10 protein-coding genes are annotated in these 12,201 nt (G+C 52.7%); 9 read left to right on the top strand and 1 reads right to left on the bottom strand.

The genetic code is table 11. The features are described from left to right. Positions 1 to 19 precede the first annotated feature (19 nt). Both KNP68_RS07680 and KNP68_RS07675 read left to right on the top strand, forming a co-directional pair. Positions 20 to 1,306 carry an arsenic transporter gene (locus tag KNP68_RS07680; RefSeq protein ID WP_035385645.1) on the top strand — a complete coding sequence of 429 codons (1,287 nt, stop codon included), beginning with the start codon at positions 20 to 22 and terminating at the stop codon, positions 1,304 to 1,306. Positions 1,307 to 1,318: 12 nt separating this feature from the next. Next, positions 1,319 to 2,977 carry an FAD-dependent oxidoreductase gene (locus KNP68_RS07675; RefSeq protein ID WP_214799253.1) on the top strand — a complete coding sequence of 553 codons (1,659 nt, stop codon included), beginning with the start codon at positions 1,319 to 1,321 and terminating at the stop codon, positions 2,975 to 2,977. A gap of 182 nt (positions 2,978 to 3,159) precedes the next feature. On the opposite strand, the gene KNP68_RS07670 is transcribed toward KNP68_RS07675, so the two are convergent. Further along, complete coding sequence (locus KNP68_RS07670) at positions 3,160 to 4,290, bottom strand: GGDEF domain-containing protein (protein ID WP_029594930.1); 1,131 nt, start codon at positions 4,288 to 4,290, stop codon at positions 3,160 to 3,162. A gap of 214 nt (positions 4,291 to 4,504) precedes the next feature. On the opposite strand from KNP68_RS07670, the gene pulA reads away from it, so the two are divergent. The 7 genes from pulA (at position 4,505) to KNP68_RS07635 (ending at position 12,085) form a co-directional block, all read left to right on the top strand. Further along, entirely contained in the window at positions 4,505 to 7,426 is a 2,922-nt protein-coding gene (gene pulA, locus KNP68_RS07665) for a type I pullulanase (protein WP_251131478.1), read from the top strand. 195 nt (positions 7,427 to 7,621) lie between these two features. Continuing rightward, positions 7,622 to 8,107: a PAS domain-containing protein gene (locus tag KNP68_RS07660; RefSeq protein ID WP_214799250.1), complete on the top strand. Its 486-nt coding sequence runs from the start codon at positions 7,622 to 7,624 to the stop codon at positions 8,105 to 8,107. Continuing rightward, entirely contained in the window at positions 8,055 to 8,792 is a 738-nt protein-coding gene (locus KNP68_RS07655; RefSeq protein ID WP_131471879.1) for a PAS domain-containing protein, read from the top strand. The genes KNP68_RS07660 and KNP68_RS07655 overlap by 53 nt, the downstream gene beginning before the upstream one ends. Then, entirely contained in the window at positions 8,789 to 9,409 is a 621-nt protein-coding gene (locus KNP68_RS07650; RefSeq protein WP_214799249.1) for a GGDEF domain-containing protein, read from the top strand. Before KNP68_RS07655 ends, KNP68_RS07650 begins: the two co-directional genes overlap by 4 nt. Positions 9,410 to 9,418: 9 nt before the next feature. Then, positions 9,419 to 10,474: an EAL domain-containing protein gene (locus tag KNP68_RS07645; RefSeq protein WP_255569768.1), complete on the top strand. Its 1,056-nt coding sequence runs from the start codon at positions 9,419 to 9,421 to the stop codon at positions 10,472 to 10,474. 102 nt (positions 10,475 to 10,576) lie between these two features. After that, a complete protein-coding gene (locus tag KNP68_RS07640) occupies positions 10,577 to 11,650 on the top strand; it encodes a nitric oxide synthase oxygenase (RefSeq protein WP_131471886.1) in 1,074 nt (357 codons plus the stop codon). Positions 11,651 to 11,668: 18 nt separating this feature from the next. Next, positions 11,669 to 12,085 carry an RDD family protein gene (locus KNP68_RS07635; protein ID WP_241764573.1) on the top strand — a complete coding sequence of 139 codons (417 nt, stop codon included), beginning with the start codon at positions 11,669 to 11,671 and terminating at the stop codon, positions 12,083 to 12,085. The last annotated feature ends 116 nt before the right edge of the window (positions 12,086 to 12,201 follow it).

Raw genomic sequence — 12,201 nt, 5'->3', positions numbered from 1 at the left:
TTTATTGGAGGAACTCATTGTGCAGTGGATTGCTAGTATTATCTTTTTGGTCACGCTCTTCCTCATCATCAAGCAACCGAAAGGCCTTGGCATCGGTTACTCGGCGATGGGGATGGCGGTCATCGCCCTTCTCACCGGGGTCGTCAATTTAGATGACGTCGGTACTGTCTGGGGAATCATTTGGAACGCGACGTTCACGTTTATTGCAATCATCATCATCTCGCTCATTTTGGACGAGATTGGATTCTTTGAATGGGCTGCCTTACATATGGCCCGCATCGCCAAAGGCGGCGGCGTCAAGCTGTTCGTCTATATCACGTTGCTCGGTGCGCTCGTCGCGGCGTTGTTCGCGAATGACGGGGCGGCGCTCATCTTGACGCCGATTGTCCTCGCCATGGTGCGGGCACTCAAACTGCCGGATGCGGTCGTTTTGGCATACGTCATGGCGTCTGGGTTCATCGCTGATTCGGCGAGTCTGCCGTTCGTCGTCTCGAACCTCGTCAACATCGTCTCGGCCGATTTCTTCGGCATCGGTTTCGCCGAATATGCGGCACGGATGGTGTTCGTCAACGTCTTCGCCGTCGCTGGAAGTTTGCTCGTCTTGTATTTGTATTTCAAAAAGGACATTCCGAAGCAGTACGATTTATCGAAACTCGTCGAGCCGGCCTCGGTCATCAAAGACCATAAAATGTTCCGCTTGTCGTGGGTCGTGCTCGCACTTCTCGTCATCGGATACTTCACAAGCGATATCGTCGGCATCCCGGTCTCGCTCGTCGCTGGGATTATCTCGTTGTTCTTCCTGATCATGGCGAACCGTTCACCGGTCGTGCCGACCCGGTCCGTCCTACGCGGGGCGCCTTGGGCGATCGTCTTCTTCTCGCTCGGGATGTATATCGTCGTCTACGGTCTGCAAAACGCGGGACTGACGCAAGTGCTCGCCAACTTCATCGACTGGTTCGCCGTGAACGCCTTCAGCGCCACGTTCGGGATGGGCTTCTTGGCCGCCATCTTATCATCGGTCATGAACAATATGCCGACCGTCATGATTGACGCGCTCGCCATCGATTTGACGAATACGACCGGTCAGATTCGGGAAGCGCTCATCTATGCGAACGTCATCGGGTCCGATCTCGGTCCAAAAATCACACCGATTGGGTCGCTCGCGACGTTGCTATGGCTCCACGTGCTCCGCACGAAAGGGCTTAAAATCGGTTGGGGTCAATACTTTAAAGTCGGGATCATCTTGACGATTCCAACGCTCGCCATCACCTTGCTTGGACTATACATCAGCCTACTACTTTACTAAGGAGTGTTTAATATGAAATTGGTCATCATCGGTTCAGTCGCCGCCGGTACATCGGTCGCGGCAAAAGCACGTCGTAACAACGAAGACGCACAGATTACGATCTACGACCGCGACTACGATATCTCGTACTCGGGTTGCGGTATTCCGTATTATGTCGGCGGCGAAGTCGAGTCGCGCGACGATTTGACGCCTCGCGATGCGGCATTCTTCAAGAAACGCTACAACATCGACGTCATGACACGTCATAACGTGACGGCAGTCGATGCCGACGCACAGACGGTCACGGTCGAGAACCTTGAGACGGGTGAATCGTTCACGGACAGCTATGATTCGTTGGTCCTCGCGACAGGTGCCTCGAGCATCATCCCGCCGATTCCGGGTGTCGATTCGGACAACGTGTTCCCAATCCGTAACATTCAGAACGCGGAAGCGACACGTAACTTCGTCGATGCGACGAACCCGAAGCATGCAACCATCATCGGCGCCGGGTTCATCGGCCTCGAGATGGCTGAGCAGCTCAAACTGCGCGGCGTCGAAGTTACGGTCATCGAGCGTTTCCCGCAAGTGATGCCACCACTCGATAAAGATATGGCTTGTCGCGTCGAGGATCACCTCGAGAAGAACGGGATCGAGCTCATGCTCGGGGAGACAGTGACAGAACTCGTCGGTGATGGTCATGTTGAACGCGTCGTCACGGAAAGTGGCAAGACGATTGATACGGACCTCGTCATCCTCTCCGTCGGTGTCCGTCCGAACACGGAACTCGCGAAGTCGATCGGTGTCACAATCGGCGAGACGGGTGCGATCGCCATCAATGAGCGGATGGAGACGAACGTGAAGAACGTCTATGCGGCCGGCGACGTCGCCGAAAGTTTCTCGCTCGTCACGGGCAAACCGATTTGGCGTCCGCTCGGTTCGACGGCGAACAAGATGGGTCGTGCTCTTGGTGACCTCATCACAGGAGGCGACCTTGAACACCGTGGCATCCTCGGCACAGGCATCTTCAAAGTGTTTGGCCAAGCCGTCGCCCAGACCGGTCTATCGGAACGTGAGGCCCGCGAGCTCGGGTATGACGTCGAAGTGCTCCATAACACGAAGCCGGACAAGCCGGCTTATATGGGCGGGAAAGACTTGACGATTAAAGCAATCGGCGACCGGTCGACACGCCAATTGCTCGGCGTTCAAATCGTCGGGTTCGAAGGTGTCGACAAGCGCATCGACGTGTTCGTCACGGCTATCACGTTTAAGGCGAAAGTCGATGACTTGTTCCATCTCGACCTCGCGTACGCTCCGCCGTTCTCGACGACGAAAGACCCGGTCATGTACACGGGCATGGCGCTCGCGAACAGTATGAATCAATCGGCGCGACTCATCACACCGGGTGAGCTGCAGAAGCGGATCGATGCGGGTGAAGACATGCAGATTATCGATACGCGTAAAGCTTCGCAGTTCGAAAAAGCATGTGTCGACTGTGCGGTCAACATCCCGCTCGATAACTTGCGTGATGCCGCCAAGGACATGGAAAAAGACAAGCCGACCGTCGTCTATTGCAACGGCGGGGTGACGGGGAACGCGGCTCAAAACGTGCTCCGCAACCTCGGTTTCACCGACGTTTACAACTTGTCAGGTGGGAATAAAAATTATCAACTCTTTAAAAAATACGGGAACTAACACAGACGGCGTCCGAGCCATTCGGACGCCGTTTTTTGGTATGCTGAGAAGTGAGGTGAACAGGATATTATCGGGTGTTGCATGAGAAGGACGAAGCGTTCAAGCTGAGCTATCGTTGGCACTTAGAGGCGTTAGAAGAATGGAAGAAACTATAATGAACCCCTGATGCCGCGCATCAGGGGTTAGTTCGCTTTCTTTTCGTTCCACTTGCCGAGTCGGTTGCGTCCGCTCCGTTTGGCGACATATAAGCCGACGTCGGCTTTTTTAATCAGTTGGCTCGACGTGGCGATTTTGGACTCTGACGTGCTGGCGATGCCGATGGAGACGGTGACGTCAATGAAGGATCCGTCCGGCAATAAGAACGGCGTTTCGGCGATTTGCCGCAAATAGCGTTTGCCAATGACGAACCCTTGCGACAACGTGCAGTCAGCCAATAAAACCGAGAATTCTTCGCCGCCGTTGCGGCAGACCATGTCATCGGTCCGGGCCGTCTTCGTCAACCGGTTGCCTAATTCGACCAAGATGGCATCACCGGCATCATGGCCGTACGTATCGTTAATCGATTTGAAATGATCGATGTCGAGGAAGAGCAAGGCGACGTCTTGCGTTCCATTGAACACTTCCTCGTCGACGCGCTTCATCTCTTCTTCGAAGCGGCGGCGATTGCCAAGTCCGGTCAACGAGTCGGTGAAGGCCGCTTCTTTATATTTTGAAATGAGCCGTTCCGAGCGTTGGATTTTATGGATGCCCCCGTAGACGATATGGAGAAGGTATCCGGCCGAGTACCCGATGGTGATGAAGGCGAGGAGCGTCATCACATACATTTCGATTTGATTATAAGTGCTGACGTTTAACAGCGAGAACAACGAGATGAATCCGAGGCTGATCGCATTGACGATCCGGATGTCACGCGCCGGTTTGATTCGTTCACGGAACCATAGGAAAGCGACAGCAATCGATGCGGCGAGCGTGTAGTCGAGAAACGTGATCAACAAAAGCGTCTCGCTCAAGATGAACGGCAAAACGAGAATGCTCGCGACATACGTGATCCGTACACCCGGCAGGCCGAAATAGAGCGCCGACATGATGATGGGGACAAACCCGTATTGAAAGTCGGCCTGCGCGTTCCACAACACGCCGTGCAGGGTGATCACAATCGATAGCCCGGCAAGTAAGAAGGAGATGGTGACTTGACGCCGGAGCGGGAGCTTCGTCGTCACGCCCAGCTTCGTGAGGCGCGAAATAATATAGAGACCGACCAGCAACAGACTGGCGTTGGCGATCAAGTTGTTAATGAGGTTCGTAAGTGACATATATTTAAAATTCCTCCTCTAACTTCTATATACAGTCCATTAATCCGAAAATGCAATTATTTTCGGAATGGAAAATAGCGGAGGTTTCCCAAGTGATGGCGCAAAGAGGAAGGCGTTAGGTGTTTATCTAGAAAAACATTGAATTCCGAAAAGGAAACGTTTACAATTTTTGTGTAAGCGTTTTCCTAAAATCATGCTACAAGGAGGGACCCACATGGTCAACAAGCGATGGAAACAGGCATGGGCAGTTGTGCTAACGTTTGCACTAGTGTTCTCAATGTTTCCGATGTCATCGTCCGCTCTCGATAAAGGCAAGTCGACGCTCGTCGTCGTTCACTATCAAGAGGCCCCGGACAATCAAACGGATTGGAACTTATGGCTTTGGGCGAATAACCCAGATTATTTCCCGAATAAAGCCTTCGCCTTCAACGGCGAGGACGATTTCGGAAAGGTGGCGGCCTACGAATTCCCGGTCGATTCACCTGAAAAGCTCGGTCTCATCGTCCGTACGGACAACTGGGAGAAAGATAAAGGGTCGGAGAACGACCGCTTCATCACGAGCGATATGATCAAAGACGGCGTTGCCGAAGTATGGATCAAGTCAGGGGACTCGAAAATCTATACGTCGAACCCAGACGGGGAGACGGCAGCAACGGACGTAGATATGAAAGTTCATTACTTCCGTTACGACAATACATACACGGACTGGGGTCTTTGGACATGGCCAGACGGTGGCGACGGTCAAAACATCAACTTCGATGAGACGGACGCCTTCGGCGGTGTCGCGAACGTGAAGTTTGCCAACCCGGACGCGAAGAAACTCATCGGACTCGTCACGAAAAAAGGCGAATGGGCCGAAAAAGACGGCACAGACCGTTTCGCGCTCAGCACGGCGAAAGAGATTTGGCTCGTCGAAGGGGATTCGACGATTTACTATTCAGAACCAGAAATCGATCGTTCACCGAAAATCGTCTCATTCGAGGCGGACACGTTCCGTCAAGCGGAGCTCACGCTCAACCGCGTCATCGACGAGAAGTTCTTGAGCGAATTGACGGTCGAAGGTGCGACCGTTGAATCGGTTGAGAAGTCAGGCGACAAGTCGGTCACCGTCCGTTTCAGTGCAGACATCGATTTGGCGGCGGTCATCACGGCGAAGCACCCGACGTTCGGAGATAAAGTACTCCAAGCGGGCGACGTCCTCCGGTCACCGGAGTTCGATGCGAAATACGCCTATGATGGCAAACTCGGCGTGACTTACAAGCAGTCAAAATCACAATTCGTCCTTTGGGCCCCGACGGCACAAGACGTGAAGCTCGAACTATGGAACATGCCGAAAACGCGTCCAGCTTCAGATAAAGACTTGAAGAAGACGATCTCGATGAAGCGTGGCGAGCGCGGCACATGGGTCGCGGACGTCCGTGGCGATTTGGACGGCATCGGCTACACGTACAACGTCAAGCACGCGTCCGGCAGCGTCCGCGCGGTCGATCCGTACGCGACAGCAGTCGGTGTGAACGGGGACCAAGGGGTCGTCGTCGACTTGAACGAGACGAAACCGAAACGTTGGAACTCGATGAAGCCGAAATTGGCGAAACGGACAGACGCCATCATCTATGAGACGCACGTTCGCGACTTGTCGATTTTCGACGTCACGTCAGACCAATACGATTCAGGGATTAAAAACAAAGGCAAATATCTCGGTGTCGTCGAGCCAGGCACACGCCTCCTCGTCAACGGCAAGAAGACAGCCACAAAGACTGGCCTCGACCATATGAAAGACCTCGGTGTCACACACGTCCAGTTCATTCCGGTGTACGACTATAACACGGCCTCGGTCGATGAGACGAAACCGGATGCATCATACAACTGGGGGTATGACCCGAAAAACTATAACGCGCCGGAAGGCTCGTATTCGACGAATCCATATGATGCGAAAGTCCGGATTCGTGAGATGAAACAAATGATTCAAGGGCTCCATGACAACAACTTGCGCGCCGTCATGGACGTCGTCTATAACCACATGTTCGATGCGCAGGCGTCGAACTTGCATAAGATCGTCCCAGGTTACTACTACCGTTACACAGAGGGCGGCGACTTCGCGAACGGAACGGGCGTCGGCAACGACACTGCGTCTGAACGCAAGATGATGCAGAAGCTCATCGTCGACTCGGTCGTCTATTGGGCGCAAGAGTACCATTGGGACGGGTTCCGTTTCGATCTCATGGGCATCCATGACGTCAAGACGATGAACCAAGTCCGTTCGGCGTTGAACAAAGTGGATCCATCTATCCTCGTCTTCGGCGAAGGTTGGGACCTCAGCACGCCGCTCGACCCGGCGAAGAAAGCGAACCAGAAGAACGCATACAAGATGCCAGGCGTCGCACACTTCAACGACAACATCCGCGACGGCTTGAAAGGCAGTGTCTTCATCGACACGGACAACGGCTTCATCAACGGGAAAGCCGGCCTTGAGAACCGCATCAAGACAGGCATCGTCGGTGAAATCGATTATAGCGCCGACATCAAAGGCTTCACGAAAGAACCGACGCAAGCGATCACGTACGTCGAAGCGCACGACAACCACACGCTCTGGGACAAGCTTGAACTCACGAACCCAGAAACGTCGGAAGCGGACCGTACGAAGATGCACCGTCTCGCGTCGAGCATCCTCTTGACGAGCCAAGGAACAACATTCATCCATGCAGGTCAAGAGTTCATGCGGACGAAAGAAGGCGACCACAACTCGTACAAATCGCCGGACCGCATCAACCAAATGGACTGGAAACGGGCCGCTGACCGTAAGGCGGACGTCCAGTACATGAAAGGCTTAATCGAAATGCGTAAAGACAACCCAGGTCTCCGCATGACGAAGGCGGTTGACGTGAAGAAAAACTTGAAATTCTACAAAGCCGAAGCGAACGTCATCAGCTACTCGATTGATGACAAAGCACCTGGCCAGAAGAAAGACTTGTTCATCACGCACAACGCTAACGCTAAGACGGTCAAAGTGAAATTGCCTAGCGGGCAATGGAACCTCATCGTCGATGGGAAACAAGCGGGCACGAAGACGATTAAACGCGTCTCGGGCACGGTCGATGTACCGGCTTACGGATCGGTCGTCGTGAAACAACGTTAAACGGGAGACCACGGACTCAATTGAGCCGTGGTCTTTTATGATGCTTGAAATAATGACATTAATTTCAAAATATGTACAAAAGAGAGATTATTCCCCTTATTTTCAAAAGTAGAAGCCTCCTTGACGGGTTCCATCTTATAGAATCAAGGTAATACGACATTCATGTGACGTTCGTCACACCGGGGAGTGGTGGAAATGGGCTTCTTCCGACAATGGAAGCATGCATTGGAATCAAACGTTGAACAAATGGAACGTGGAGAACGAATCAATATCGATCCGCTCCTGTTAGATCAGTATCCAGATGCCGTCTATGTACTCGATCGAGAGTTAAGGCTCGTCGACTCGAATGAAAAACTGTCGCTTCTTTTTAACGGGGAAGAAGAGCGGTTCGTCCATCCGGCATCATGGTTGCCTCGTACAGAAAGTGAACGGGTCCAGACGTTCCATCAACGGTCGCTCCAAGGTGAAACCGTACATTATGAACTGCAAGCGCGTAATGCAGACGGTCGCTCGATTCATCTGTCGATTACGAACACGCCACTCTATACCGGACGGGTCATCACGGGCCTTTACGGGGTCGTCGAAGATTTGACGACACAGACGGAGTTGAGAGAACGTTACAATTCGGATGAAAGTGAGCCGATCGCTATTCGAGCGGATCCCTGGACTCATCTTGATTGAACTCGACCTTGAAGCGGACACGTTCTATCATTCTCCGCAAACCGGACAACTGCTTGGTTTGACGAAACGACAGCTCGCTGAGATGAAGCGGGAAGATTTTCGGAAATTGATTCATGAAGACGATCGGGGTACGTTCGCGGCGGCAATCGAAACGTTGCTTCAAGACACCGAACAATTTGAATACGAGACGCAACTTCGCGCTTTTAATCCGAAAGTGGAACAGTATTTGGAGTTGATTGTGAAAGTCGGTGTCTCGAAAGACCGAAAAGCCGTCACCTGGGCGATGTTTGATGTGACGAATTTCGTCACGGCCGAGGAAGAATTGACGAGAGAACGGTCGAAAGTAAGGCAGCTTTGCGAGATTGTCGACTCAGTCATTTTTGAGCGCTATTTTGAGTCAAAACAATTCAAGTTTTTGACGCCAGGATTCTCACTTATCTTTGGATATACGGAAGACCAATTCAACGCTCACCCGGATTACTGGCAAAAAGTTGTCGTCCCGGACGACATTCCGAAAGTCAAGCAGGCGCGGGAAGTGACACTGAACGGAAAACCATCGACGTTCTCGTATCGTATTTTCGCCAAAGGGAACATCAAGTGGATCGAAGAGAATCGGGAACCGATTTTTTCTGAGGGCGGAACGTCATCGGATTCCGGACGCTCGTCAAAGACATCACGCAGTTGAAAGAGCAACAAGAAGAGATTTGGCGTCTTGCCTCGCTCGATCCGATTACGAACATGCCGAATCGCGAGTCGATCACGGAGTCGGTATATCATTTGACCCGCAAGCGGGACCCGTTCACGCTATTCTCACTATCGTTCAACCGGATTGCCGAGATCAATCATACGTTCGGCTACGAACTTGGCGACGAGTGGCGTGTCGCGACGGTGAACCAATTGATTCGCCTATTACCGAAAGACGCCATGCTCGGGCATTTAGATGCGGATAACGTGCTCATCGTCTTGCCGCGACGCATGGAAGATCCCGAAGTGCTCGCGCTTGGGAAAAAGCTCGGCACGCTCTCGACCCATCGCTTCCGCGTTGCCGTCTATGACTTATTCGCCCGCATTTCAATCGGGGTGAGCCGATATCCGGAAGACGGGGTGCAGGCGAGTGAGCTAATTAAACACGCCTATATTGCTATGAACCGAGCCGACAAGAAAATCGGGGCTCAACTTGAACTGTATTCCTCACAAATGGATATTGAGTCATTAAAGCGATATGAACTGCTGCGGGATATGCGTGGTGCGCTTCAAAAAAAAGAGTTTTATTTAATGTATCAACCGAAAGTGAACGCGTGAACCGGACAAATCGTCGGGGCCGAGGCACTCATGCGTTGGACGCATCCGACGTGGGGATCGATTTCACCAGCCGAGTTCATCCCGCTCGCCGAGGAGAGCAGCCTTCATCTCGAGCTGACGAATTGGCTGATTGAAGAAGTGTGCCACTATTTGATGACGCTCCCGAAAAAAGTGCCGATTTCAATCAACGTCTCAGCCAAATATTTATATCAAGAGCATTTCGAGCATGTGCTCGAGGACACGCTCGCCCGTCACCATATCCCCGCGAGCTATCTCGAGGTCGAAATCTCGGAGACATCGCTGTTAGAAGACGCCCAACAAATCACGCAAGCGTTCGAACGATTGAATGACCTCGGCATCCCAATCGCGTTCGACGATTCCGGGAAAGGCTACTCGTCGCTCGCGTACTTGCAGGCGTATAGCGCTCAGACGATTAAAATCGACCGGGTGTTCGCCCACAACGTTAACCAAAGCCGGAAGGCCCAAGGAATCATTCGCAGTCTACTCCTCATCGCCGAGGAGTTCGGGATGAATGTCGTCGTCGAGGGTGTCGAGATGATGGACGACCTGCTCCGTCTCCGCGAATTTGGCTGTCACGTCATTCAAGGATTTATTTTCAGCCGTCCGCTCAAAGAGTCAGAGTTCGAACAAGCACTCGAAGCTGGAACGCTGACGCCGATCGAAGAGTATGTCGAGACGCTACCGTCGTCGAGTCGATTGATTCATGCGGGCATCACCATCACGCGCTTGCGCAATCGAGACGTCGCGGTCGGCACATCACCAATCGTCATCATGCGTCGCGGCTTCAAGGCCATCGCCTTTTACGGGTCAATCCGCTTACCGGTTGATAGTGATCTCAGCCTCGTCATCTTGCTTGACGATGGAATGGCACCATTCCCGATTCAAGTGAAGCGTTTGACCGAGCTTGCCAATGGCCTCTATCAATATGAGGCGTCATATGAACAGACGGTTGAACTTGAAAAACGATTGACTGCCTTGGAAAGCGAAAAACCACGAGGCTTTACGATTCAAAAAGCGACAGACTTGATTGATCAGACAGACTGAAAGCGAGCCGATTGGCTCGCTTTTTCTGTACGCTAAAAGTAGAAACCCGTTATGATATTCTCTAAGATGAGAGGGACAGACTATATAGAGGAGATCGACAATATGGACATTCAGGTAGCCCGACACTTTTTCTCACAACTAGAAGGCGATCATTCGAAACGGCTACAGACGATTGCGGATGAGATTGAACGAACAGGATCGTATACGCTCACGACCGATGAGTTGACGGAAGGGGCAAAACTCGCCTGGCGCAACTCGAATCGATGTATCGGCCGTCTGTTTTGGCAGACGCTGAACGTTCGGGATGCCCGCGACGCAGAGACGTTCGACGACGTGTTCGAGGCGCTCGTCAGTCATTTACGGTATGCGACGAACGATGGCAAGATTCGCTCGACGATGACGGTGCTCCCGAATGAGTTTCGTTTGTTGAACGCGCAACTCATCCGGTACGCGGCGTATGAGACGGAGGACGGAATCATTGGCGACCCGCTATCCTTGACGATGACGCGACAGGCCGAACGACTCGGCTGGAGCGGGACCGGGACCGAGTTTGACGTCTTGCCGCTGTTGATTACGGATGGTCGTGAGGTCCGGCTCTATGAACTGCCAGACGATGTCGTGCTCGAAGTCGAGATTCGGCATGAGGCGTACGACTTGTTCAGCGGACGCACGATCAAGTGGCACGCCGTCCCGGCCATCGCGGATATGGAGCTTGAAATCGGTGGCCAGCGCTTCACATCAATCCCGTTCAACGGCTGGTATATGGAGACTGAGATTGGGGCGCGCAACTTGGCCGATACGGACCGCTATAATCTCTTGCCGCTCGTCGGCGCGTCGCTCGGTCTCGACACATCGAAAGAGCGGACGCTTTGGCGCGACCGGGCTCTCGTCGAATTGAACGTGGCTGTCTTGCAGTCGTTCGAGCGGGCCGGGGTGACGATTGTCGACCACCACACGGCGGCAAAACAGTTCAAACGGTTCGAGAAGAACGAACAGGACGCAGGGCGCGACGTGACCGGCCAATGGAGCTGGCTCATCCCGCCGCTGTCACCCGCCGCGACGCACGTGTTCCACCGCCATTATGATGACAAAATTGTGACGCCCAACTTGTTCGCGCGTTCGGGTTGTCCGTTTTCGGCGTTTCAAGCGAAGGCAAAAGAGGAATCTAAAGCCTAGAACCGAAACGAGAGGATGATGAACGTGGCAGTCCCAATTTGGAAACGTGCCGTTGCTAGTCAAATTGATCAACTCATTTTTCAAACCCCAGCGAAACTCGTCGAGAAGACGATTCGGCAAAAGTTGTTTCCTGGAAAAGAAGTGAAACGTTACTATTTGCCGACGCTCGTGACAATGGCCGGGGAAGTGTACTTCCTGCTCAACAAAAATGGCCAGACGATCGGTGACCAAGTCGTCGGGATTAAAGTCGTCAGTCAAGACGGTCGACCGCTCTCGCTCGAACAAGTCGTGAAGCGGACGTTGTATAAAGATGTCGTCTATCCGGCCACGCTCGGTCTCCCGTTGTTAAAAGCGTTGCAACAAATCAAGTCAGGCAAAGACATGGAATTGCCGCACGATGAGTTTGCCCATACAAAATTGATTTCGACACGATGAGTCGAAGCCGAAGACAGCGCGACGATGAGTCGGGCTGTCTTTTTCGTGCGAATCAGTCAGAAAGGAAGGATTTCGAAAAATAAGGTATAATGAGTTAGGAAAAAATTGAACGACCA

Origin of the sequence: Exiguobacterium sp. s50 (assembly GCF_018618175.1) — a bacterium.
GTDB lineage: Bacteria > Bacillota > Bacilli > Exiguobacteriales > Exiguobacteriaceae > Exiguobacterium > Exiguobacterium chiriqhucha.
The sequence above is the reverse complement of the archived record's forward strand: the minus strand, read 5'-3'. Positions and strand labels throughout refer to the sequence as shown.

Coding starts and splice junctions, on each gene's coding strand:
- KNP68_RS07675 (WP_214799253.1), top strand. CDS start 1,319: ATGAAATTGGTCATCATCGGTTCAGTCGCCGCCGGTACATCGGTCGCG.
- KNP68_RS07670 (WP_029594930.1), bottom strand. CDS start 4,290: ATGTCACTTACGAACCTCATTAACAACTTGATCGCCAACGCCAGTCTG.
- pulA (WP_251131478.1), top strand. CDS start 4,505: ATGGTCAACAAGCGATGGAAACAGGCATGGGCAGTTGTGCTAACGTTT.
- KNP68_RS07660 (WP_214799250.1), top strand. CDS start 7,622: ATGGGCTTCTTCCGACAATGGAAGCATGCATTGGAATCAAACGTTGAA.
- KNP68_RS07655 (WP_131471879.1), top strand. CDS start 8,055: ATGAAAGTGAGCCGATCGCTATTCGAGCGGATCCCTGGACTCATCTTG.
- KNP68_RS07640 (WP_131471886.1), top strand. CDS start 10,577: ATGGACATTCAGGTAGCCCGACACTTTTTCTCACAACTAGAAGGCGAT.
- KNP68_RS07635 (WP_241764573.1), top strand. CDS start 11,669: ATGAACGTGGCAGTCCCAATTTGGAAACGTGCCGTTGCTAGTCAAATT.